The organism is Parvimonas oralis (assembly GCF_047608425.1).
In the GTDB taxonomy this organism is placed as follows: domain Bacteria; phylum Bacillota; class Clostridia; order Tissierellales; family Peptoniphilaceae; genus Parvimonas.
In genome coordinates, this window is record NZ_JBLKRS010000007.1 from 1 (window position 1) to 25,663 (window position 25,663).

The following is a 25,663-nucleotide window of genomic DNA, read 5'->3' on the forward strand; positions in this document are numbered from 1 at the left end:
TTGTTTAGTGGCTAGGCGTTAGTAGTAAAAAACTTCAAAATATCTTTATAAATATGGTAGAAAAAATAAAAATCTACATCATAGTATTTTTAAATTATATAAAAAATAAAATAACTCACGTTATGGAACTTTGCAAAGAGAAGCTCCCAACACGTCATCTCGACCGAAGTGTAACGGAGCGGAGAGATCTCACACTATTATTTGCTTGCAAATAATAGTAAGTCCTGCAAAGGACTTAAAAAAATAAAAATGTTAATTATAATTACTATGTAAATTTTCTAGAGTTTCATTTAGTATGAAAATTTCATATCGATGTATCTACGATACATTTACTTTTGCTAAAGCAAAAGTATGAGATTTTCGCAGTCGATTGTACTCAAATCAAAGATTTGAACAATCTTTGCGTCAGACCTACTATTGATTGTTTACAAGTAAACAATCAAAGTTAGGGCTAGATTCTTTTCGCTTACGCTACAGTCGAAATGACGTATAAGGGAATATACTTTGTCCAATAGCTAGACGTTAACAGTAAATAAACTTTATATATTATTAAAAATTATATAAAAAGTAAATTGTTTCACTTCGTAATAAACACAGAAAAAGAAGGTATTTAAACCTTCTTTTACTCTTTTATAACGGTTTTTTCTTTATTTGTCCCATATTTCTAGGAAAATTATCCGGTGTTTTTCCAATCTTTTTTATAATCAAAATATTTCTTTCTGAAATCTCTCCGTTTTGCTCGATTTTAAAATTCAAAACCTTCTCCAATTTGCAATTTAATTTTTTAAATGCATTTTTTGAAATTTCAACTTCTTCAAGATATGAAGGTCCTTTCATTGCAAGAAAAAGTCCATTTACTTTTAAAAATGGAATCGTAAATTCCAAAAGTAAAGATAGGGAAGCGACAGCTCTTGAACTAACTATATCAAAACTTTCTCTAAAACCCTCTTTTCTCCCGACTTCTTCAGCACGTCCGTGAATAGCTTTTATGTTTTTTAAATTCAAATCTTCGATTACGATATTTAAAAACTTAATCCTTTTATTTAAGCTATCCAACATTGTTATTTTTAAATTTTCATTATATAGTTTAAGTGGAATTGCAGGGAAACCTGCACCAGTTCCCACATCTAAAACAGATTTATCATCATCAAAAAGTCCTGTTTTTGTAAGTAATAGACAATCTAAAAAATGTTTTGTATTCATAGCTTCTTCATCTGTAATAGCTGTTAAATTAATTTTTTCATTCCATTCGAGAATTAATTTTCTGTAAATTTCAAATTTTTCTAAAGCTATATCACTTAAAATAATATTTTCTTTTTGAGTTAAACTTTTTAAATTATCCATTTTTTCTCCTTTGAGTTTCAAGATGAATAAGCAAGACATTTATATCTGCAGGGCTTACTCCTGAAATTCTACTCGCTTGTCCTACTGTTTCAGGTCTGAATTTTGCAAGTTTTTGAACTGCTTCAATTCTAAGACCTGATAGGGAATTGTAGTCGATATTTTCAAGTTTTTTGTTTTCAAGTTTTTTAAATGCCTCTATTTGTTGGCTTTGTTTTTCGATATAACCCTCATATTTAATCATAGTTTGAACTTGCATTTTTATTTCTCTATCCAAAGGTTCACGAGTTGTATCTAAATCCTTAAGTATCTCATAGTCTAATTCAGGTCTTTTTATTAAATCATAAAGGCTTACTGCAGTTTTAAGTTTCATACTTCCCAAATCTTCTAAGGCTTTATTAGTATTTTCCTTTGGTGTTAAGATAGATGACTTTAATCTATTTATTTCATTTTCTATTAAAGTCTTTTTATTCAGGCATTTTTCATAACGTTCTTTAGTTGCCAAACCTATATTATAACTCATTTCCGTAAGTCTTAAATCTGCATTATCCTGTCTTAAAGAAAGTCTATATTCAGTTCTTGAAGTCATCATTCTGTAAGGCTCGTCAGTTCCTTTTGTAATTAAATCGTCAATTAAAACTCCTATATAGGCATCACTTCTGGTTAAAACAAAAGGTTCTTTTCCTAAAATATTCATTGCTGAATTTATCCCTGCGATAATACCTTGACTTGCAGCTTCTTCATAACCGGAGCTTCCATTAATTTGACCTGCAAAGAAAAGATTTTTAATATCCTTATGCTCTAAAGTTGCCCTTAAAATAGTCGGATCAATACAATCATATTCAATTCCATAAGCAGGACGCATTATCTTAACATTTTCAAGTCCCAAAATACTTTTATACATTTGTTTTTGAACGTCAAGGGGAAGTGTACTGCTGACACCTTGAACATACATTTCCAAAGTATCCAAACCCTCAGGCTCAATAAAAACTTGATGTTCGTCTTTTTCGTTAAAACGTACTATTTTATCCTCAATCGATGGGCAATATCTAGGTCCTACACCATTTACAATTCCCGCATACATCGGACTTCTATGAAGATTATCTTGAATGATTTTTTTAGTTTCTAAAGTTGTATAAGTTAAGTAACAATCTTCTTTATGGTTTCCAATATCTTTTCCCTCATTCATAAAGGAAAATGGAATTATATTGTCATCTCCCTTTTGAATATCCATTTTTGAATAGTCAATTGAGTCTCTATGAACTCTTGCAGGAGTTCCGGTTTTAAAACGTCTAAGCGGAATTCCTAAATTTTTTAAACTATCACTTAATAAAGTGGAGCATTTCCAGTTATTAGGACCACTTTCATAACAATTTTCTCCAATTAAAATCATAGATTTAAGATAAGTTCCTGTGCAGATGATAACTGCCTTTGCAGGAAAGATTTCATTTGAAGTTGTTAAAACTCCTGTTATTTCATTGTTTTCAGTTAGAATTTCCTTAACTTCTGCTTGAATTAAATCTATATTTTTTTCTTTTTCCAAAACTTTTTTCATTTCAGTATGGTACATCTTTTTATCCGCTTGAACACGTAAACTGTGAACAGCAGGACCTTTTGAAGTATTTAACATTCTGGATTGAATAAAAGTTTTATCTATATTTATCGCCATTTCTCCACCTAGAGCGTCAATTTCACGAACTAAATGGCCTTTTCCAGTACCACCTATATTTGGATTGCAGGGCATATCTGCGACTGAATCCATACTTATTGTAAGAATTGCTGTTTTAAGTCCAAGCCTTGCACTTGCTAGACCTGCTTCACAACCGGCGTGACCTGCACCGATTACAACAACATCATATTTTTCATCTATAAAATTTGTCATTTTTTCTCCTTATAAAAATCTACATAAATATACATATTATATTTTACCACAAAATTGTAAAAATTTCATAAAAATATACAAAAAAAGAACTCAAAGAGTCCTTTTTGAAATAATAGGGGGATAGAAATATAATTGTAAAGTGGATTTAGGAAATATCTAGTACAGTTATATATTGTTTTTTATACAAGTCCTTTGCAGGACTTACAATTATTTGTAACAAATAATTGTAGTGAGATCTCTATTTTAATGACTAAAATTTTTGTATTTGATGTATCTTCGATACATTTACTTTTGCTAAAGCAAAAGTATGAGATTTCCGCAGTCGATTGTACTCAAATCAAAGATTTGAACAATCTTTGCGTCAGACCTACTATTGCTTGTAAACAAGCAAAGTTAGGGCTAGATTCATTTCACTACGTTCTGTTTCGGTCGAAATGACGTATAAGGTTTAATACTTTGTTTTATAGCTTAACGTTAAAAGTAGATAGACTTCAATAATTAATAAAAAAGTATTTTCAAAAAAATACTTCACGTCATAGCACCAAGAAGAGTAAAGCCCCCAAATACGTCATCTTGAGCGAAACGTAGTGTAGTCGAAAGATCTCAACTATTGCTTGTTTACAAGCAATAGTATTTCTGAAAGAAATCTAAACTTATTATGTATCTACGATACATCCCATTGGTAGCAAAATACTACAACTCCCTAATATCTATCTCATTTTCAATAAATTTATCTTTAAGTTTTTTCTTTGCTATTTTATAATACTCCTTAACTGTATCTTCTTTTATTTTCATTCTATCTGCAATTTCTCTGTTTTTTAAATTTTCATAAAATTTATATTCTATAACCTCTCTTTGCTTTTGGGGGAGAGTGGACACAATTTCTCTTACTTTTTTATTTAACTCACTTGTTTCAATCTCTTTTTGTGTATCTGCATTTTCATCAACAATAAGCTCCAAAACTTCAATTGTTTCATCATCCTTTGTCTGATATATTTTTGTATATGTCTTTTCGTTTTCTTTTTTTCTTTTAAAAAATTTTTGCATATAAAAAAATTTTAATTGATATTTTAAATAACATTCAAGTGAAACTTTTCCACCGCCTTTATAGCTCTCCAAAAGCTCCAAAATTTTTACAACTCCGTCTTGATATGCATCTTCATAGCTTATGTAATTGGCAAAATACTTTTTTATACTCGCTTTTATCAAAGGGCTAAAGTCTTTTATGATTTTTTCTCTGTCGTACATCTTTCCTCCTGATATGACTAGATATGACGGTATTTTCAGTTGTTGGGTTAAGTTTACTAATTCTTGATATAATTATACTACTAATTTAACTTTAAGTCAATTGTAAAGTTACTAAAATTTATATTATTTAGTATAAAGTATCTTTATAAGTTACTAAAGTGCTTGACTATAATTCATAAATATATTATTATTAGTTATATTAAATATCATATAAGGAGAGTTTTATGAAGATAATAATAGGTAATGATCACTCAGCAGTTGAGATGAAAAACGAACTTGTAAAATTTTTAGAAGAATTGGGACATGAAGTTATAAATGTAGGAACAGATGAAACTAAAAGCGTGGATTATCCGCTTTTTGGAAAAGCTGTTTGTAAAAAAGTTTTAGAAAATGAAAATTCTTTAGGAATTGCAATTTGTGGAACAGGCATCGGAATTTCAATAGCTTGTAATAAGGTTAAAGGAATTCGTGCAGGTCTTTGTAGTGAAAGTTTTTCAGCTAGAATGACAAGAAAACATAATAATGCAAATGTTCTTTGCTTGGGAGCAAGAGTTACCGGAATTGAACTAGCAAAAGATATTGTAAAAACTTTTATTGAAGAGGGCTTCGAGGGTGGTCGTCATCAAAAGAGAATAGATATGTTAGAAGAAAATTAGGAGATTTTATGAAGATTGCTGTTATAGGTTGTGGAAGATGGGGAAGTTTCATAGCTTGGTATTTAGATAAAATAGGAAATGAAGTTACTTTGTATGGAAGAGAAACTTCTGAAAAGATGAAAAACTTTTTAGAGAATAGGAAAAATAATTTTCTTGAATTACCAAAGTCCATTTCTTTGACAACTGATATAAATGATGTTTTTAATAAAGATTTAATCATTATTTCAGTTGGAACACAGGGCTTAAGGGATTTGTTAAATAAAAATAAAGCTAATTTTAAAGAGAAAAATATTCCTATTATCCTTTGTATGAAAGGAATTGAAATAAAGACAGGTTTTACACCTACAAAAATTGTAAAGGATATTCTAGGAGAAAATTATTCTTGTGGTGCTTGGATTGGACCCGGACATGTTCAGGACTTTACAAATGGAATTCCGAATTGTATGGTAATTGACTCAGATGATAGGGAATTGGTTAAGAAATTAGTTGACGCTTTTTCAAGCAATTTAATCAGATTTTACTATGGAACAAATCTTTTGGGAAATGAAATCGGAGCTGCTTCAAAAAATGTTATAGGTATTGCTGCAGGAATGCTTGACGGAATGAATTTAAGCTCATTAAAGGGAGCTTTGATGTCAAGAGGAACGAGAGAAATTGCAAGGCTTATAGAAAAAATGGGTGGAGATAAAAGCTGTGCATACGGACTTTGTCATCTTGGAGACTATGAAGCTACTGTTTTTTCCGAATTTAGTAATAATAGAAAATTTGGCGAAAAATTTGTAAAGGGCGAGAGTTTTGAAAAACTTGCAGAGGGATATTTCACAACAAAGGCATTAATGGATTTATCCGAAAAATACGATGTTGAATTGCCTATAACAAATGCAGTTTATGAAATAATATATAATAAGAAGAATCCGAAAGAAATTTTGGATAATCTTTTTAAAAGAAGTATAAAAATGGAATTTTAAGGAGAATTTATGTTACCGTTGATATTAATTCCTTTGCTTTTGTGTGTCTTCAATATTTATAGAAGATTAACATGTTTCATAAAAGTAAAGTTTACAAAATATACATTCATATCTCTTGTATTCGCACTAGCTCTTTTACTATTTGCAGGATATAGATTGAAAAATGACTTAGTTGGATATCTAATAGCATTATCCTGGTGGCTTGCATTTTTTACAAGTATGATGAGTGCAGGGATAAGTGAAAGAGGAATTATTCACCCTTGGCAATTAGTTGCAAAGCTATACAGATGGGATAGAATAAGAAGTTTTTCAATTGAAAACAAGGGAAAGACCATAATGGTAAATTTTAAAATTTTTAGAGACTTGAGACAAGAATATGATAAAAGCGACTTGGATAAAATCAAAAAAATCGCTAAAAAGAATAAATTAATATAAAAAATGTCAAAAAGTTGAAAATATTTATATAAATATCTATAAATTAGAAAATAATAAGACAAATATCACTTGAGTTTAATAAGAAAATATTTTATTATTTTACTTGAAGTATGGGGATTGAGCTTATACTAATAATTAATTATTTATTCGTGGATAAACCTTTAATTATTTTAAGCTCATTTTTTATATAAAAAATTTTTAAGGAGTAGAGTTACAATTTATGAAAAAATCAAAATTATTAGTCTTTATTTTACTGTTTAGTTTTGTAATCAATTTTTTACCTAAACAATCTTTGGCAGATGAAGGAAATTTGTCAAAGAATAAAGTTGTAGAAGAAAAAAAGGAACTTGTGGTAAAAAAAGAAGGAACTGATAAAGAAATATCTGATAAGGACAAAAATGTAAAGAGAAGAGATGTTGAAGAGACAAAATTGTTCGATATTGAAAAATCAGCGGTTGTTGAAAAAGATAAGTCTGTAACAGTTACAACAAAAATTACACCTAAACAAATTCATAACGGTTCAGATGTTATTATCCTTTTAGACGTTTCTAAAAAGATGACTGAAGAAACAAAGAAAAGCGCAAAAGAGAAAATAAAAAAAATAGTTAAAACTCTTTTAGAAGATGATAAATACAGCAATCTTAATTCAGTACGTTTAATCAGTTTTTATCGTCAAGTTAAAGATTCAGTTGAATTAAAACCTTCAAATGTAGATGAAAAAATTGAGAATGCATTTAATGAAGCCAAAAATAATTATAATTATGGTGTAAGTATGCAAGAGGCTATATACAAAGCTGAAAAGATTTTTGACAATGAGAAAAAATCAGGGAAACGTCAACATATTGTACTTTTATCTCAAGGAGAAGCAACTTTCAGTTATGATATAAAAGACAAGGAAAATGCAAAAACTACAACAATCAAAGAGGATACTGTTGTGGGTGAAAGTCCATTTTTCCCATGGCCTTTTTACATGGAAAAAACATTTAAAAAATCCAATATGATTAAAGATTTTAATGCTTTTATAAAATTGTTGAATAGACTTGGAATTCATAATTTTGATAATATAAAAGATAAACTTGGATTAGCTGATTATTTAAAATTTTTTGGATTGGATTCCGTTTTTGACTATATAAAACTAAAAGAATTTGAAAGCAATAAATTTAATTCTTCAGATTTTAATTACTCCAAAATTGTTGGAGAAGGATATCATCATCACAGTTATCAAAGAATAAAAGTTGTGAGTAAGGAATTTCCATTTAAAAAGACTATTATGGCTGCTATAAAGAAAAAAATCGAAAAAGAAAATGCGGGAGAAGTAGAAAAATTGCTTAATAAAGCAACTATAAAAGCTATCGAAACCGCAATGGATACTATTTTTTATCCAAGAGAATATATCTTCTACAATCACAATTTATCAGCACAGGGCGAAGCAAAAATTGCTAAAAATAAAAATATAAATTTCTATTCTGTAGATGTTATAGATAAAAGCCATAAAGAAAAAGACAAATTAGAAAAATATTTAAAAGATATGTCTGAAAATAGAAACTTTTTAAATACTGATGATAGCAAATTAGCTGAAAAATTTAAGGACGTATTAAAAGAAATAAGTATAGAAGATAAACTTCATAAAAATTTCGAAGCAGAAATCCTTGAAAAAGAAGGTAATGCTACTTTTAACAAAGGTGGAGGTTTATTCTTTTCAAGCAATCCTAAAGTAAATTGGACTTTAAATGCAGAAGATATAAAAAATGCTTTTGAACAAAATAAAACTTTAAAATTGGTTTACAAGTTAAAAGCTAAACAAGATGTCGGCACAGCTGATATCACATTAGCGGAATCCACTGCAAAATATAAGATAAATGAAAATAGACAAAAGACTGAAGATGCAGGAAAATTATTGTTAAAACTTCAAGATGTTGTTGTAGAATCAAATGTAGTTGATACAGATGAAAATTCAGCAAACGGAACAAATGGATCTTATCCAAACGGAACTGATTTATCAACTGTTGAGGACACTAAGCCGGAAGACAATAACAAACCGGACGACAAAGAAAACAACAAACCGGATAATAACAAACCGGACGATAAAGAAAACAACAAACCGGATAACAATGAAGACAACAAAGAAGATGATAAACAAAAACCTGAAAATGCAGATAAAAATAAAAAACCTGAAATTAATAAAGAAAAGGGAACAAAAATACCAAAAACTGCAATCGCAGGGTCTTCTACATTACTATTAGCAGTTGGAATTTTGGGAATGTATATTTCTAAAAGAAAAAATGCTAAATAGGGAAAACTAAATAAATATAGAAACAAATAAAGGAGTGAAATTTACTCCTTTATTTTATATTGTTTTGAAATAATACTTCTAATTCCTGTTGTAATTTATCAATTTGTTCTTTTTGTGTTAGATGATTATTAGAAGCTATTTCTATACAGTTCTTTATAATTTTATTATTATTTTCATTATTACTTTCTATATTACTAATAAAAGTTTTAAAATTCGTATTGTTTTTAAAAATTTTTGAATATTTATTTATATCATAAAATGCTTTAGAATTCAAAATAGAATCAAAAAGATCTTGTATTGATTCAAAAAGTTGGTCATAAATACTTTTTTGGATCTTGATGATTTCCGTTTTATTTTTATAATTTTTATCAAAATTTTCTAGAAAATCTTTCTCATATTCTTTTTTTAATTCATTATTTTTTATTTTGTCTATAAAAAATACAAGTGTATATATTTTTAAACAAGATAAGTCATAGTTTAAATTATCTACTCCCCAAAGATTTGAGCTAAGCCAAAAAATAAAAAAAGAATCTAAATAAATTTTATTTTTATTGAAAATACCAATTATTGTATTATAAGTAAAAGGCATTTTTGAAAAAAGTTCTTTTATTTCTATTTCTACAAAGTTATAAGATGTAGTTGAAAATAAATTATCAAAATAAATACTATTACAAAAATTTAACCAATTATCTAAAAACTCTTCGACATTTTTATCTAAACAAGTTTCTGACACATTTAAATTATTATAAGTTGAATTTTTGAATGGAATTAGTTCTAACAAGTCAAATAAATTACTTCTTTTTAATTCTTGATAAATTTTGTGTTTTTCTTCATTTAAATTTTGATTTGATTCATGAGTAATCAACTTTTTGATTTTAAATAATTGTATATAAAGCTTATTATCTAGAAATTGTATTGTCTTTAATATTAAAAAGGTATTTTCATATTCGAAACTAAAAATTGTATTCATGTCATAATTTAGAAAGTTTAAAAATCTTATAAAATCTCTAATATTATCAAATTTTGATGTAATTTTTCTTAAAATATAATTATCAAATTCTTCTAGTGTTTTTTTATCTCTTATAGATAAAAATTCAATATTTGTTTTTATGCAATTTTTTAAACAAGTGTAAAATATATATTGTTTATTTGAAGGGTGTATTTTAGGAATGAGGATTTCCTGGTTTATTATTTTTTCAATATATTTTGAATCTATTTTATCTGTTCTAAATATTGTTTTTAATCTATATTTATCATAAGTTACAATATAAGTTATATTTGGTAATTTGAATAAAGTTTCTATAAGAGTAAGTAAAAATATAACATTATCTGATTTCATTCTATCTAAATTATCTATAATAAAAACTAAACGCTTATCTGATTTTTTTAACTTTTCTTCTAAATCACTTTTTATTTCCTTATATTCTGTATAATCATCAATTCTATTTTCAAAATAATTTCCTATTCCTTTACCAATATATGGAATATTCGTTGTTATATTAATAAGAGCATTTTGTACTTTTTTTCTTTTAAAATAGTCAATATTTTCTCCTAAATTCTCCATTATTGTATTATACATAGCTAAAATTAATGCGTCTTGAGATTTAATTGCCCAAGGGTCAAAATCTTCAATAATAATAAATTTATCTTTAAATTTATCATTTAAAATTCTATTTTTTGCCAATTCTATTATAGTACTTTTTCCACTTCCCCATTCTCCAACAACTCCAATAGTGAAACAATCTAAATGTTCTTTAAAATTAGTTATTGAATCATATAGATTATCAACAATAGGAGTTCTTCCAAATAAATCATGTTCGATTTTATCACTATCTTCAATTTTTAAGTTTTTTAAATCTTTATCATTGAAATTTCCAGTATAAATATCCCATAAAGTACATACTTTTTTATAATTTTCTTTTGGAGTATTTGATTTTTTATATAAATAATTTCTTATTGACATTAAAATAAAAGACAATACTGTTAAGACTATTATTACGGAAGTTATTATTACTGTAAATGATATAGTAATATTTCTTTTAGTTAAATTATATATTAAAAGTAAATCTCTATTTTTAATAGATTTAACTATAATAATCATAAAGAACGAAGTTATTAAAAAAATATTAGAAATATATATAGATTTATCAAGTTCATTAATATTTTTTGATTTAAAATTTTTAATGACACTAAAAATATAAACAATAAAGCTAATAGTAAGTATTGCCATAAGTACATATATATTCTCTTGATTTAAAATTTTTCTTTCATAAAGCATATAAATTGATAATGATGATAGCATAGAAATTATAATTACAAAATATATATCTACTTTTTTCTTAAGTTCTCTAAAATACTTTTTTTCCTTTTTCATAACTCTCTCCCTTAAAAAATTTTTTATATAAACATAAGATTATTATATCATAATTCCATTTTGATAATTATATTTAGGTTATTATGATGAAATAATTATAGCTTTATCATAAGGCATAAACCCATAATTATTATATCATAAAGGATAGTTTTGTTAAACTTAAATTTAGGCATAAAAAAGGTAGCATTTAAAATGCTACCAATATTTTTTTATTTATTAAAACATATGGAATAACATATATAGAATATGTGCTGCAAAACCTGCAACTAATCCACCAATTGTATGGCTGATTAATGCTTTTCCTGTTGCTTCTTTTGTTCCAAGTGCATCCATCATTGCGATGTGAGTTGAGATATATCCACTCCAGCACATACAGATTGCAGTGAATACTGCTATGTCGTTTCCTGAAACTTTTCCTACTGCTGCCATTTTTGCAACTGTTCCAATTGCTGCTCCTGTTGAGCCTAATGCAGTTATAGGAACTGCAATTGCTTCCGGAGAACTGAAACCGAATAATGGGTTAAGGATGAAAGATAATTTTCCTCCAATCCATGGAAGAATTCCAACTCCTTCATTTGCTGATCCTGTATAAACACCTTCAGCTCCGGGTCCGTTTGTAAGTATAATAACTAATGTACAGATGATTACAACACCGGGAATGATTGAAAGTCCCATATCAACACCAACTTTTCCACCGTCAAGGATAGCTTGGATAAATCTTGAACCTGCACTTCCTTCTCTAACTACTCTTGAGTTTTCCGGAATTTTAACAGTTGATTTTACTTCAACATATTCAGTAGTTCCATACATTTTTTTAGTAGCATGCATCATAAGTCTAACAGATACAACACTACCTATAACAGCTCCCAAGTTTCCGATTAAGGCACTTGTTACAGCACCTTCAACGTTAAGTCCCATCATTGTAGTTGTAGTGATAAGTCCCATACCAAAAGCTGTTCCAAGGTTTGTAAGAGCCGGCATTTGGTATTTTTTGAAATAACGTCTAAAGTTATCATCATGTGCTAATGTTAAGATAGCAGGGTTATCTGAAAGATAACAGTTTAACATACCTAGAGAAGAAGCTCCGGGTAAGTCATAAATTGGTTTCATAACTTTTGACAGAAGTTTATTTACAAGAGCTATTACTCCAAATTCAGAGAATAGACCTGAAATTGCTCCAGCCAATACGGCAATCGCCATCAAATAAAGACATACATTCATAAGTAAATCAAAACCGGTATTCATCATAGTTTTGATCATATTTATTCCGCCCATTGTTCTACCAATTAAGATAAAAAATGCTAGGAATAAACCAAGACAAAGGAAGTTTTCGAGTCCAATATCTTTTTTGAATCTTCCAATATTTTTTTCTTCCAATTCAATATACCTCCAAAAAATAAATACTATGGTTATTCTATCATAAAAGATATAAAAAAACAATGGAAAAAATGCATTTTTATTAAAGATTTTAAATAAATATTTTTTATTTGAAAAGTACCTATAAATCCGATTTTTTCAACGATAATTCACTTTGGTATCGTATGATATTTTTATGTTTGAATGAGTTTCGTTCTTTGTTTAAGATGTGCTTTTCAAAGTGATGTGAATTGAACTGTTTTATTGTAAAAATATTGAAGTTTATTTACAAGCAATAGTATTTCCGAAAGAAATCTTAACTAAATTTATATAGAATTTAAAAATTAAATTAATACACAAATGTATTTATTATATTTCCGTAGTTGATGTATCTACGATACATTTACATTTGCTTGAATACAAGCAAATGTATGAGATCTCTCCGCTACACTCAGCTTTGCTTCGTTTCGGTCGAGATGACGTGTTGGGAGCATTACTTTACAAAGTGTTATGACGTGAATTTTTATTGTGAAAGAATAAGATTATTAATTTTTCAATCAATAAAGTATTATAAAATGTAGAGTGTTTTTTAATAATAAACAATTTTTGAAGTCTATTTACCATTAACGTCTAGCCACTAGACGAAGTATTATTCCTTATACGTCATCTTGAGCGAAGTGTAACGAAGTCGAAAGATCTCATACTTTTGCATTAGCAAAAGTAAATGTATCGTAGATACATCTACTATGTGAATCTCATACTAAAATGAGTTTTAGAGATTTTATAATTATTGTATCTAAATATTTCCTTTTTTAATATTTTCAAGACTTACTATTATTTACATATAAATAATAGTAATGAGATCTCTCCGCTACACTCAGCTTTGCTTCGTTTCGGTCGAGATGACGTGTTGGGAGCATTACTTTACAAAGTGTTATGACGTGAATTTTTATTGTGAAAGAATAAGATTATTAATTTTTCAATCAATAAAGTATTATAAAATGTAGAGTGTTTTTTAATAATAAACAATTTTTGAAGTCTATTTACCATTAACGTCTAGCCACTAGACGAAGTATTATTCCTTAATATGTCCTTAACAAAAAAACGACTGAAATCAGTCGTTATATTAATAGCCCAAAGCCTATTATCAAAAGCAGTTTTGCAATTGCATAAGTCAATGTTAGGCATAGATTAAAAAATCTATTATTTTTTATAAATACTACAAATAAGAAGAGTGAGCTTGAAAGTAAGAATAGATTACTTCCGAAGATTAAATACCATACTCCACTTCTATAATTTGAAAATGCATTTAAAATCGCTATAATACAAAGTGTTGCATTTACAAAAGCAAAAATATAAAGGTAAATTATATCACCTTTAAAGTATTCAATTGCATATTCATAGGATATTATAGTTTCAAAGAAAACAAGTCCGAAATACAATAGCATTATCACTATTGTAAGTAGGTAGTTCAATTCTGAAATTTTAATAAATGTTGCAAGTTTTACTATATATAAGGCTATACCGATGATAAAAAGCGGTAAGCCTATGATTATATTTTTTTTATTTCTTTTTGTACATAATATATCACCAATCCAAAAGGAAAAAATTGAAAGATATATTAAAATATTATGGTTTTTAAATTTTAAAAAGTAGAATAACGCCAATAGGGGCATTAATAAGACATTGAAAAAACTTCTTTCTGTATCTTTTTTTTGTAAAATCATATATAAATTACCAATGGTAAATAATGTATAAATTAATAATATTATGTACGAAAAAATTCCGAGTACTTCTTTATTCATATTGCCTCCAAATCTCTTAGTATCAATTATTTTAACATAAATTAGTGCTTCTAACAAGTTAAAGGAATAAGAGATAAACCTTATCCCCCCTTTTTTTGAAAAATTTTTATTATATAAGTGTAAGGCTTACAAAATAAATTAAAAGGAGAAAAGATATGGCTAAAAAGTATTTAAAGGTTAGTTTTAATCTTGCTAATTCTAAAAAGAGAAGTGTAACTGTAAAGAATGTTCAAAGTGATTGTTCCGATGAAAATTTAAAGAAACTCGGAGAATTCGTTGAAAAATTTATTGACGGTACAAAAAAAGAAGCAATTAAAGTCGTAGAAACAACTTTAGAGTAGGAGGTAAAAAATGAAGAAGACATTGAGTATGACTCTAACATTAGAGGACGGAAAAAATATGGCATTTACAATTTCAAATATTAAAAATATGTCAGCTGATGAAGCGGGTGATATAATAAAAACTTTTGATTACAAGTCAGTTTTGGCTAAAGATGATTTAAAAGTTACAGGAGTTAAAAAGGCTAATATTATTTCAACAAGCTATGAAGAAATTACATTAATCTAGTAGAAAAAGACCTTTTGGTCTTTTTTTGCTATAAGATTGGAGGAAAAAATGGAAAATATTGAAAATATAATTACAAGTATTTCAAATGTAGGCTTTCCTGTTGTCCTTTCCATTTTCTTATTATTAAGATTTGAAAAGAAGATAGACGAACTTACAAAGGCTATAAACGAATTGGTTGTTAAACTTAAATAGGAGTTTTTATGATAGATATTGAAAAGGCAATAAAGTGGTTTGAAAACAGAAAAGGTAAGGTTTCGTATTCTATGCAAAATAGAAATGGAACTTCCAGTTATGACTGTTCCTCTTCCTTATATTATGCACTTAGAAGTGCGGGGGCTAATAGTAATGGTTGGACTATTGACACTAAACACGAACATTTTTGGCTTGAAAAGAACGGTTTTGAAAAGATAACTGACAATGTTCCTTGGAAAGCAAAAAGAGGAGACATTTTTATATGGGGTAAAAGGGAAAATAACAGTTCAAGTTATGGACATACAGGAATTTTTATTGATGAAAACAGAATTATTCATTGTAACTATTCTGCAAATGGAATTTCTGTGGATAATCACGATAGATTGTGGGTTTATGCGGGAAGACCACATTATTTTGTATATAGATTAAAAGAATTTCAAGATAAGGGAGAATATATGGAGCTTTTGAATATAAAGAGCAAAATTAAAGGCTATTATTCAATCGACAGTTTGCCTTGGTTTTGTGAAGATAAAAGTATGATTGGAACGACACAAAATCATCAAGGAGAAGAAGTGACTTTAACTAGAAAATGGGGAAGTTATTACTATGTAAAGGAATTAAAGGGTTGGGTTGATTACAGAGCTTTTATAAATGAAAAGGCAATAAGAGAAGTAGCCAAAGAAGTCATTCAAGGAAACTGGGGTAACGGAGAATTAAGACGTGCAAGGCTCGAAAATGCAGGTTACAATTATGAGGAAGTACAAAAGGAAGTCAACAGATTATTAAAAAGCAAATAGTATTTACATTATAAAAGACAATTAATGGATAGTTACCGTTAATTGTTTTTTTGTGAAATATATTGAGTTAATTATTTTTAAGTCCTTTACAGGACTTACTATTATTTGCAAGCAAATAATAGTGTGAGATCTCTCGACTACGCTCGAGATGACGTGTTAGGGGTATTTAATTTCAAAGTTCTATGACGTGAGTTATTTCTTTATAATATACAATTTTTAAAATTTATTGAAGTTTATTTACTGTTAACGTTTAGCCACTAAACGAAGTATTAATCCTTATACGTCATCTCGACCGGAGTTGAGCAAAGCGAAACAAAGCGGAGAGATCTCATACTTTTGATTTAGCAAAAGTAATGTATCGTAGATACATATAAAAAATTTACTAATGTTTACAGTTAATCAATAGTTGAGATTTCCAGAGCAATTGTATCTAACGATACAATTACCCCGTCAGACCTACTTTTGTTTACAAGTAAACAAAGTTAGAGCTAGATCCACTTCACTTCACTTCACTACGTTCCGTTTCAGTCGAAATGACGTGTTAGGGGTATTTAATTTCAAAGTTCTATGACGTGAGTTATTTCTTTATAATATACAATTTTTACATTTTATTGAAGTTTATTTACTATTAACGTCCGGCTATTGGACAAAGATATTCTCTTTATACGTCATCTTGAGCGAAGTGTAACGAAGTCGAAAGATCTCATACTTTTGCTTGTAAACAAGTAAAAGTAAATGTATCGCAGATACATAATAAATCTTGTTTAGATTTCTTTCGGGAATACTATTGATTGTAAACAAACAAATAGTCGAGATGACGTGTTGAGGGCATTTCTCTACAAAGTACTATGACGTGAAGCATTTTGTTTTTCATTATATCCATAATTTCAAATACAAAAGTAGATTAAGTTTTTTGTGAAACAATAAAAAATATTTTTACTTTTTTGTGAATTTGAGTTATAATATTATTGTAGTTAATAATAATTATTATTTAAAGACTGAGGAGGTTTGTTATGTGTACTACAATTCTTATAGGTAAAAAAGCAAGTTATGACGGTTCAACTTTGGTTGCTCGTATTGAAGATTCTTCAGCTGGAATGTTTAAATCAAAAAAATTCATTGTTGTTGAGCCTAAAGATCAACCAATTCATTATAAATCCGTTCGTACAGATTGTGAAATAGAATTGCCTAAAAATCCTATGCGTTATACTTGTCTGCCAAATGTAAAAAAATGGCGTGGAGTTTGGGGAGCTTGTGGTGTTAATGAAAAAAATGTTTCAATGACTGCAACAGAAACTATTACTACAAATGAAAGAGTTTTGGGAGCGGATCCTTTAGTAGAATTTGAACCTGATATTATAAAAAAGGGTGGAATAGGAGAGGAAGATTTTGTTGTAATTACTCTTCCTTATATAAATAGTGCTAAAGAGGGTGTTGAAAGACTTGGTGCATTAATAGAGAAATATGGGACTTATGAAAGTAACGGAATTGCTTTTCAAGATGTTGATTCTATTTGGTGGTTTGAAACAATTGGCGGTCATCACTGGATAGCAAGAAGAGTTCCTGATGAGGTTTATGTTGTAATGCCAAATCAATTCGGACTTGATCATTTTGATTTTGAAGATGCTTACGGAGCAAAGGAAGAATTTATGTGTTCATCAGATTTGAAAGAATTTGTTGAAGAAAATTTCCTTGATTTATCTACTGATATCTCTCTTGAAAAAATTCTTGAAGATTTTGAAGAAGGTTTTGATTATGATGAAGATGAAGACTATAAAGAGCCTTTCAATCCAAGAGTTGCTTTTGGAAGTCATTCAGATGCTGATCATACTTACAATACACCTCGTGCTTGGGTAATGTTAAGATATTTTAATCCAAACACTTTCGATTGGGATGGTGAAGATGCTGAATTTAAACCACATAGTGATAATCTTCCTTGGTGCATGATTCCTGAAAAGAAGATTACAATAGAAGATGTTAAGTATATTATGTCTAATCACTATCAAGGAACTCCTTATGACCCATATCTAAAGAATGGAGATTTATCACAAAAGGGTAAATTTAGACCTATAGGCATAAATCGTAATGATGTTTTGGCTCTAGTTCAAATAAGACCTTATATGCCTGAAGAAATCAGAAGTATTGAGTGGCTATCTTTCGGTTCAAATGTATTTAATGCAATAATCCCATATTATGCAAATATTACAAAAACACCTGAATATTTAGAAAATACGACTCTAACTCCTTCAACAGATAATTTCTATTGGGTAAATCGTATCATCGGAGCACTTTGCGATGCGCATTTTCCATCAACTGCTTCTCATGTTGAAAGATATCAAAATGCAGTTCAATCAAAATGTCGTACATTCTTGAATAAATATGATAAAGAATTTTTGAAAAACAAATCAAAGATAAAGAATGTTCACGAATTTTTAGAAAAAGCAAATGATGAGATAACAGATTTTGTAAAAGACCAAACAAATGATTTACTTGATAAGACACTTTTCACAGCAAGTTGTGAAATGAAAAACGGATTTTCAAGATCAGATGCTTAAAAGACTTTAAAAAAGATTAAATTGCCGTCAGAAATGACGGCTTTTTTGTGTTGAAATATATGTCCTTTTAAATCAGTCTTTAAAATTTTTACTTAAATTGAAAAATATGGTAAAATATGTAGAGCTATACTAAAAGGAGAAGAAATGAGTATTTTAACTGTAAAAAATTTGAGCCACAGCTTTGGTGGTCGTCAAATACTTAAAGATGTAAATTTTAGACTTTTAAAAGGGGAACATATAGGACTTGTTGGACCAAATGGAGAGGGTAAGAGTACCTTTTTAAATTTGGTTACTGGAAAACTTGAAGCTGAAGAGGGAAATATCGAATGGGCAAAGAGAGTAAGAATTGGCTACCTTGACCAACATTCCATAATCGGTGCTGATATGACTGTTCGAGATGTTTTAAAATCAGCCTTTTCATATCTTTTTGAAGTTGAAAGTGAATTAAATGATATTTATATGAAAATGGGTGAATTATCAGGTCAAGAACTTGATAATATAATGCTGGATGCAGCGGAGCTTCAAGAATTACTTGAAACGAATGACTTTTATATGATTGATTCCAAGATTGATGAAATTTCTCATAATATGGGAATTAAAGATTGGCTTGATAGACCTGCTTTTGACCTTTCAGGTGGACAACGTTCAAAGATTTTACTTGCAAAATTGCTTTTAGAAAAGCCTGATATTTTACTTCTTGACGAGCCTACTAACTATTTGGACGAGGAGCATATAAATTGGCTTAGAAGATATTTACAAAATTATGAAAATGCCTTTATTTTAATTTCTCATGATATTTCATTTTTAAATTCTGTAATAAATTTGATTTACCATGTTGAAAATTGTGAAGTAAATAGATATGTTGGAGATTATGACGAATTTTTAAGACTGAAAGAGTTGAAACAAAGACAAATTGAAGCTGCTTATAAAAAACAACAACAGGAAATTCAAGAACTTGAAGATTTTGTGCAAAGAAATAAGGCTAGAGTTGCTACTAGAAATATGGCTATGTCAAGACAGAAAAAACTTGATAAAATGGAAAAGATTGAGCTTGTAAGGGAAAAACCAAAGCCTGAATTCTATTTTGAAACAGCTCCTTCTACAAGTAGATTAATTTTTGAAACAGAAGATTTGGTAATAGGTTATGATAAGCCGATTAGTAAGCCTTTAAATCTTCGTATGGAAAGAGGAGATAGAATTGCTATCGTAGGAGCGAACGGGCTTGGTAAGACAACTCTTGTAAATACAATTCTTGGAAATATTAAAGCTATTTCAGGTTCTGTTTCTTTCGGTCAAAACTTGGCAATAGGATATTTTAAACAAGAAGAACATTATGACAACAATAATACACCAATTGATGAGATGTGGGAGAAATTTCCAAGTTGGGAGCAATTTAAAATTCGTGCTGCTCTTGCAAAATGTTCACTTACAAATGTGCATATCGAATCACAGATGAAAGTTTTAAGTGGTGGAGAACAGGCAAAGGTAAGGCTTTGTAAGATTTTAAATGAAAAGACAAACATCCTAATGCTTGATGAACCTACAAACCATCTTGATCCTGAGTCAAAGGAGGAATTGAAAAGAGCCTTAAGGGAATATAAGGGAGGAATTTTTTTAATCTCTCACGAAAAGGACTTTTATACAGATATAGCGACAGAAATTTGGAATATGGAAGATTTTTCGCTATTATAAAAACTATTTTATAGATTGGAGCGATCCAATCTTTTTTTTTGTAATTTTTCAAATTTTAATTATGGAAATTATAAAAAAATAAGTGAAAAACATTCGAAAAAGAATAACAATATTTTTAAGCTGTTTTAAATAAAGGTTGAAAATTCTGATGTGAACCCCCAAATCCTTTGTCCGGATTTAGAGGTTCACATCAAATCCTAGTCTTTTTTATATATAAAAAAATTTTATTTAAAAAAAATTAAGTGATATTATTTGATAAAAATTTATATTTTTATATGTAAATATATATTTTTTTAACAATCATTTTCACTTTATTAATTTATATAAGAAAATCATATTTTTATTTAAATTTTCACAATTTCTATTGAATATATATTCATACTATGCTATAATATAGCTATACTAGAATACGATACAAAAATAATATCTATATATCGTAATATAGTATAAGCTTAAAATTTATTTTAGGGGGGATTGAATATGAAAAAATTTATTTCTAAAGTTTTAATCTGTGCGATGTTAATATCGGTTCTACCGAAAACTAATTTTGCACACGAAGAAAAAGTAAATTCTACAACAGTAACCGAAAAAGGAAAAGTTAAAGCTAAAGAAAAAGTAGAGAAAAAAGAAGAAGCTAAAGCTGAAAAAAAAGTAGAGAAAAAAGAAGAAGCTAAAGCTGAAAAAAAAGTAGAGAAAAAAGAAAAAGCTAAAGCTGAAGAAAAAGTAGAGAAAAAAGAAAAAGCTAAAGCTGAAGAAAAAGTGGAACAACCTGTTACTGCTAGCTTAACAAAAGCAAGAGCAACCGAAGAGAGATATACAATAAAATTTCGTTTTGATGCAATACCTGATAGTCTAGAATTACCACAGGCTGTCTTAGATAAATTACCGAAAGATATAATAAATGTTGCAAACGGTACTGACATATACCTTCCAAAATTTGATGATGTAGAAGTTGAAGGTGGAAAGTGGAAATTTTTACATTGGGAAGCTTATCCTATTATTAGAGGTGCAAGAGGTATAATTGAAGGAGATGGATTTATAGTTAACGGCTCAGATTTGGTTGTAATAGGAAAATGGACATTTGAAAAAACACCTGAACCTGACAAATACAGTGTAATATTTATCTTTGTTTCAGGAACTGAGGGAATGGATTTACCTGATGAAGTATTAAACAAAACACCTCAAATCTTAACAGATATTACAAGTGGAACAGAAATAAATTTACCAACTTTTGAAGATGTAAAAGTTGAAGGTGGAACTTGGAAATTTACAGGTTGGAGTTTATTTCCTGAAGCTAGAGGTACAAAAGCCGGAAATCTCGGAAATACTATTATGGTTGACGGAAATTTAGAATTGCAAGGAGAATGGGTATTTGAAAAAGCGACTCCAACTTATTTTATAGAATTTGAATTTAAATCAATAACTGATGGTAAAGATCTACCTCAAGAAGTATTGAATAAATTACCTGAAAAACAAACAGATATTCCAAGTAACTCAACTGTAACTCTTCCTGAAATGACTGATGTAAAAGTTGATGGTGGAACTTGGAAATTTGTAAGATGGACTTGGGCTGCATATTATAGAGGAACAAGAGATGCAGGTCAAGATAATTTTGTTTATGTTGATCAAGATTTACTTGTAACCGGAGAATGGAAATATATAGAAGACCCTGAACCTAAAAAGTATGATGTAACATTTAGTTTTGAATCAGAAACTCCAGGAAAAGAATTACCTGATGAAATAAAAGCAAAAATACCTGCGGATCAATTAGGTGTTCCTGATGGGACATTAATACATCTTCCAAAGTATGACAGTGTAAAAGTTGAAGGTGGAACTTGGGAATTTGTGCATTGGCGTATAGAAATTGAAGGTAAAGATGATGATTTTTCTTTAGGAATTGACAAGTTTGTTAATGGTGCAGATATGAAAATGGTCGGCATATGGAAATTTGAAGAAGATCCTAAACCTGAAAAGTATAATGTAGAATTTCAATTCTATTCAGTAACTAAGGGTAAGGAATTACCTGATGAAATAAAAGCAAAAAAACCTGCAGATAAATCAGATGTTGAAAATGGCACAAAGATAAATCTTGAAAATTATGAAGATGTAAAAGTAGAAGGTGGAACTTGGAAATTTGTAGGCTGGTATTCAATTAAAGGTGCTGATTTTGAAAAGGTAGAAAATGAAGTGGTAGTAAATAATGGCAATTTATTTTTAGCAGGTCCATGGAGATTTGAAGCTGATAAAAAATCACAACCACCAAAACCATTAAAACCACAAAAACCTAAAGTACAAAAAGGTAGAATGCTTCCAAAGACAAATGTAGAAAGTGCATTTAGTTATGTAATACTTGCATTAGCAGGAATATGTGGAGCATATATTACAAAGAAAAAAGATAAATAATATTAAAAAAATTATTGAAAGACTGGGCTGAGCCTAGTCTTTTTTGTGTAAAATTTGTACAAAAAAGTAATTTATGTTATAATATAAACTGCTATTATTACAATTTCTTATATTAGATGGGTTTTATTCTATTTATCTAAAAATAAGGTAATTAATTTTCAATAGCAAAAATAATTTTAACAAAAAGGGGGAAAAATGAAGAAGATTATTTCAAAAATTCTTATTCTTGCAATGTTAGTTGCAATATTGCCTAAAGTTAGTTTTGCAGAGAGAGAAAAGGTTGAAAAAAACCATAATGTTGCTCCAATGGCTACTCAAGGATATTCCGTAAATCCTGATTTTGTATCAGGAACTAAAGGTAAAAATTTACCGGATGGAGTATTAAATCAATTACCACAATCAGCTATTGATGTTCCAAAAGGTTTTAAATATCCACTTAAGACTGATTTCAAAGAAGTAAAGGCTGATGGTGGAATTTGGAAGTTCAAAAGATGGGAAAAAGTTAATGCAGATGGAACTACAACAGTAGTAATTAATGAAGTTCAAGTTATAAATGATGATATTAAATTAAATGGAGTTTGGGAATTTGAAAAAGACACTCATTCAAATAAATTTAAGATATTATATAGATTTGTTGCAGTACCTGATGATAGAGAATTACCGGAAGCAGTTAAAAATAAAAAACCTGCAGATCAATATGATGTTCCAAATGGTACAAAAGTAAATCTTCCAAAATTTGATGATGTGAAAGTAGAAGATGGAACTTGGAAGTTTATAACTTGGAAGGTTCCTAAAAATAATCAAGTTGAGCCTATAGAAAATGAAGCAATAGTTGAAAATGAAGATTTAAGATTACAAGGTGAATGGAAATTTGAAAAAGATAAAAAACCCGAACCACAACCTAAAAAGTATAATGTAACTTTCGAATTTAAATCAATAACAGACGGTAAAGAATTACCTGATGAAATAAAAGCTAAAGTACCTGCAAACAAATCTGATGTTGAAAGTGGTACAAAAATAAATCTTCCAAAATTTGATGATATAAAAGTAGAAGGGGGAACTTGGAAGTTTATAACTTGGAAGGCTCCTAAAAATAATCAAGTTGAACCTATAGAAAATGAAGCAATAGTTGAAAATGAAGATTTAAGATTACAAGGCGAGTGGAAATTTGAAGAAGATAAAAAAACGGGAACACCAAAACCGGAAATATCAAAACCTGAATCACAAAAGCCTAAAGTACAAAAAGGTAGAATGCTTCCAAAGACAAATATAGAAAGTGCATTTAGTTATGTAATACTTGCATTAGCTGGAATAGGTGGAGCATATATAGCAAAGAAAAAAGATGAAGAATAAAAAATTATAAAAAATAGAGAGTTTTTACACTCTCTATTTTTATGTTAAAATAATATTTTTGTTTTTTAGTAATTTTTTAATTTGTTTTAAAATTGCTTGATTTTAATTTTTCCAATGTGTTTCTTACAACCGGAATTAAAAGTAATAATACAGTTATAATTCCTTCTGTTCCGATATATGAAAAATTATACCAGATTGAGTAAAACAATGGATTCCAACCTTTTGGAGCATAGGTTCCGAAGAATACATATCCGGAGAATACTGCAAAGATAAATCTTCCTGTAATTGCAAGAATATAAGCGAAAATTAATTTATCTTTCTTTTTTGCAAATAGTCCACCGAGTCCAAGAGAGCCAAAAGCTAAAATATAGTCAATAATCGCTTGAACAGGTGTATATACTTCAGGCTTAATCAATAAATTTAAAAGTCCGAAAGTTATTCCTGCTATAAGTCCTACTCTAAGTCCGAACATATAACCTATAAAAACTACAAAAATCATTGAAAATAAAGTTATGCTTCCACCTTGTGGCAGACTAAAAAACTTTATTTGATTTGCACTAATTCCAAGTGCCAATAAGATGGCAGAGTAAGTTAGCGCTTTTGTAGAAAATATTTTTTCATCTCTTCTAAAATAAAAGACAAAAAATAAAAACGCAAAGGAAATCAACAATATAATAGTTGTTTTTCCTGCCGTACTTGAGAAAAATTTTCCAAAATTTTCCATAAAAAAAACCTCCTATGATATTCACTAGAAAGTCCACAAAAAAGACTATTCAGCTTCCCTACGTCAGTATTAACTGAATCAGGTACAAAGGGTATTTCTCAGCTTAGTAGCACCCCTAGCGAATAAAAAATATTTGTATTTACATACTTTAATTTTTTACCCCCTTACAAATTTATTAAACATTGACTTATTGAGTAAATATTATAAAAGTGATATACTTTAAATATATTTTAAATTAGATAAGGAGATATTATGAAAAAGATATTGAATTTAGCGCATAGAGGCTTTTCAGGAAAATATCCTGAAAATACTAAAATTGCTTTTTTAAAGGCAATAGAATATGGAAATTGTGACGGTTTTGAAACTGATGTCCATATGACAAAGGATAAAAAACTTGTAATAATTCACGATGATAATGTTGATAGAACTTGCTCAAACGGAAGCGGTTTTATAAAGGACTTGACTTCAAAAGAGCTTTTACAAATGGAATTCGGCTCACATAAGGGAAGTGAATTTTTAGGAGAAAAGATTATTTTTTTGGATGAACTTTTACAAATAGTAAAGGATAATAAACTTTTTGTAAATTTAGAACTTAAGAATAATTATGTCTTTTACTGTGGTCTTGAAGAGGCTGTTATCAATATGGTAAAGGAATTTGGATTAAAAGATGATGTTATTTTATCATCTTTTAATCACGAGTCAATGGAGCTTTGTAAACAAATTGACCCTACTTTTAAGACAGGATTACTATTTGAAAGTCCAATGATGAATACAGTTGAGTATATGAGAGGAATTAAGCATGAAGCTGTCCATCCGGGATATTATATGCTTTTACAAAAGCCATCTTGGGCTGTGGAATTCAAAAAAATGGGACTTGAAATAAATACATGGACAGTTAATGACGAAAAAGCTATGAAGTATTTAATTGAAATGGGAGTAGATGCTCTTATTGGAAATTATCCGGATTTAACAGCAAAAATTTTAAATAATCTATAAAAAAATCTTTAAAAGTATTGCAATTA

The 25,663-nt window shown here is 28.6% G+C and carries 20 protein-coding genes and 1 riboswitch; of the genes, 13 read left to right on the top strand and 7 right to left on the bottom strand.

Features of this window, described 5'->3' with window-relative positions; translation table 11 throughout:
* Window positions 1-630 precede the first annotated feature (630 nt).
* The 3 genes from rsmG to ACMX2D_RS06675 form a co-directional block, all read right to left on the bottom strand.
* Entirely contained in the window at window positions 631-1,344 is a 714-nt protein-coding gene (gene rsmG / locus ACMX2D_RS06665) for a 16S rRNA (guanine(527)-N(7))-methyltransferase RsmG (protein ID WP_414973251.1), read from the bottom strand.
* Window positions 1,337-3,223: a tRNA uridine-5-carboxymethylaminomethyl(34) synthesis enzyme MnmG gene (gene mnmG / locus ACMX2D_RS06670; protein WP_414973252.1), complete on the bottom strand. Its 1,887-nt coding sequence runs from the start codon at window positions 3,221-3,223 to the stop codon at window positions 1,337-1,339. Before mnmG ends, rsmG begins: the two co-directional genes overlap by 8 nt.
* A 693-nt stretch (window positions 3,224-3,916) precedes the next feature.
* Entirely contained in the window at window positions 3,917-4,471 is a 555-nt protein-coding gene (locus ACMX2D_RS06675) for a sigma-70 family RNA polymerase sigma factor (protein ID WP_414973253.1), read from the bottom strand.
* Window positions 4,472-4,695: 224 nt separating this feature from the next.
* Here ACMX2D_RS06675 and rpiB point away from each other — a divergent pair, with 224 nt between their 5' ends.
* The 4 genes from rpiB to ACMX2D_RS06695 all read left to right on the top strand — a co-directional run bounded on the left by rpiB (window position 4,696) and on the right by ACMX2D_RS06695 (window position 8,823).
* On the top strand, window positions 4,696-5,127 hold the full coding sequence (gene rpiB, locus ACMX2D_RS06680) for a ribose 5-phosphate isomerase B (RefSeq protein ID WP_414973254.1): 432 nt from the start codon (window positions 4,696-4,698) through the stop codon (window positions 5,125-5,127).
* 8 nt (window positions 5,128-5,135) lie between these two features.
* Window positions 5,136-6,095: an NAD(P)H-dependent glycerol-3-phosphate dehydrogenase gene (locus ACMX2D_RS06685; RefSeq protein WP_414973255.1), complete on the top strand. Its 960-nt coding sequence runs from the start codon at window positions 5,136-5,138 to the stop codon at window positions 6,093-6,095.
* A gap of 9 nt (window positions 6,096-6,104) precedes the next feature.
* Window positions 6,105-6,530, top strand: coding sequence for a hypothetical protein (locus tag ACMX2D_RS06690; RefSeq protein ID WP_414971618.1), 426 nt, complete (start codon window positions 6,105-6,107; stop codon window positions 6,528-6,530).
* A gap of 220 nt (window positions 6,531-6,750) precedes the next feature.
* Window positions 6,751-8,823, top strand: a complete 2,073-nt coding sequence (locus ACMX2D_RS06695; RefSeq protein WP_414973256.1) for a serum opacification factor — start codon at window positions 6,751-6,753, stop codon at window positions 8,821-8,823.
* Between the two features lie 49 nt (window positions 8,824-8,872).
* Here ACMX2D_RS06695 and ACMX2D_RS06700 read toward each other — a convergent pair whose 3' ends face one another.
* The 3 genes from ACMX2D_RS06700 to ACMX2D_RS06710 all read right to left on the bottom strand — a co-directional run bounded on the left by ACMX2D_RS06700 (window position 8,873) and on the right by ACMX2D_RS06710 (window position 14,358).
* The gene (locus tag ACMX2D_RS06700) at window positions 8,873-11,197 is read right to left on the bottom strand and encodes a KAP family P-loop NTPase fold protein (RefSeq protein ID WP_414973257.1); all 2,325 of its coding nucleotides are present in this window, start codon (window positions 11,195-11,197) and stop codon (window positions 8,873-8,875) included.
* A gap of 216 nt (window positions 11,198-11,413) precedes the next feature.
* The gene (locus ACMX2D_RS06705) at window positions 11,414-12,574 is read right to left on the bottom strand and encodes a CD0519/CD1768 family membrane protein (protein WP_414973259.1); all 1,161 of its coding nucleotides are present in this window, start codon (window positions 12,572-12,574) and stop codon (window positions 11,414-11,416) included.
* A 1,100-nt stretch (window positions 12,575-13,674) separates the two neighbouring features.
* Window positions 13,675-14,358 carry a lysoplasmalogenase family protein gene (locus tag ACMX2D_RS06710; RefSeq protein WP_414971613.1) on the bottom strand — a complete coding sequence of 228 codons (684 nt, stop codon included), beginning with the start codon at window positions 14,356-14,358 and terminating at the stop codon, window positions 13,675-13,677.
* Window positions 14,359-14,513: 155 nt separating this feature from the next.
* Between ACMX2D_RS06710 and ACMX2D_RS06715 the strand changes: the two genes are divergently transcribed.
* From ACMX2D_RS06715 to ACMX2D_RS06750, 8 genes are all read left to right on the top strand, one after another.
* Window positions 14,514-14,699 carry a hypothetical protein gene (locus ACMX2D_RS06715; protein ID WP_009447691.1) on the top strand — a complete coding sequence of 62 codons (186 nt, stop codon included), beginning with the start codon at window positions 14,514-14,516 and terminating at the stop codon, window positions 14,697-14,699.
* 10 nt (window positions 14,700-14,709) lie between these two features.
* Entirely contained in the window at window positions 14,710-14,925 is a 216-nt protein-coding gene (locus ACMX2D_RS06720) for a hypothetical protein (RefSeq protein ID WP_009447605.1), read from the top strand.
* Between the two features lie 48 nt (window positions 14,926-14,973).
* On the top strand, window positions 14,974-15,117 hold the full coding sequence (locus tag ACMX2D_RS06725) for a YvrJ family protein (RefSeq protein WP_009447643.1): 144 nt from the start codon (window positions 14,974-14,976) through the stop codon (window positions 15,115-15,117).
* Between the two features lie 8 nt (window positions 15,118-15,125).
* Window positions 15,126-15,914 carry a peptidoglycan amidohydrolase family protein gene (locus ACMX2D_RS06730; RefSeq protein WP_414973260.1) on the top strand — a complete coding sequence of 263 codons (789 nt, stop codon included), beginning with the start codon at window positions 15,126-15,128 and terminating at the stop codon, window positions 15,912-15,914.
* Window positions 15,915-16,927: 1,013 nt separating this feature from the next.
* Window positions 16,928-18,469: a C69 family dipeptidase gene (locus ACMX2D_RS06735; protein ID WP_414973261.1), complete on the top strand. Its 1,542-nt coding sequence runs from the start codon at window positions 16,928-16,930 to the stop codon at window positions 18,467-18,469.
* 144 nt (window positions 18,470-18,613) lie between these two features.
* A complete protein-coding gene (locus tag ACMX2D_RS06740) occupies window positions 18,614-20,161 on the top strand; it encodes an ABC-F family ATP-binding cassette domain-containing protein (RefSeq protein ID WP_414973263.1) in 1,548 nt (515 codons plus the stop codon).
* Between the two features lie 480 nt (window positions 20,162-20,641).
* On the top strand, window positions 20,642-22,564 hold the full coding sequence (locus ACMX2D_RS06745) for an SHIRT domain-containing protein (RefSeq protein WP_414973265.1): 1,923 nt from the start codon (window positions 20,642-20,644) through the stop codon (window positions 22,562-22,564).
* 195 nt (window positions 22,565-22,759) lie between these two features.
* Window positions 22,760-23,917 (top strand): SHIRT domain-containing protein, encoded by a 1,158-nt coding sequence (locus ACMX2D_RS06750; RefSeq protein WP_414973266.1) that lies wholly within the window; start codon window positions 22,760-22,762, stop codon window positions 23,915-23,917.
* Window positions 23,918-23,993: 76 nt separating this feature from the next.
* Here the strand turns inward: ACMX2D_RS06750 and ACMX2D_RS06755 are convergent, their stop codons facing one another.
* Complete coding sequence (locus ACMX2D_RS06755; RefSeq protein ID WP_414973267.1) at window positions 23,994-24,641, bottom strand: energy-coupled thiamine transporter ThiT; 648 nt, start codon at window positions 24,639-24,641, stop codon at window positions 23,994-23,996.
* 38 nt (window positions 24,642-24,679) lie between these two features.
* Window positions 24,680-24,768: riboswitch (TPP riboswitch) on the bottom strand.
* 125 nt (window positions 24,769-24,893) lie between these two features.
* On the opposite strand from ACMX2D_RS06755, the gene ACMX2D_RS06760 reads away from it, so the two are divergent.
* Window positions 24,894-25,637 (top strand): glycerophosphodiester phosphodiesterase, encoded by a 744-nt coding sequence (locus tag ACMX2D_RS06760; protein ID WP_414973268.1) that lies wholly within the window; start codon window positions 24,894-24,896, stop codon window positions 25,635-25,637.
* The last annotated feature ends 26 nt before the right edge of the window (window positions 25,638-25,663 follow it).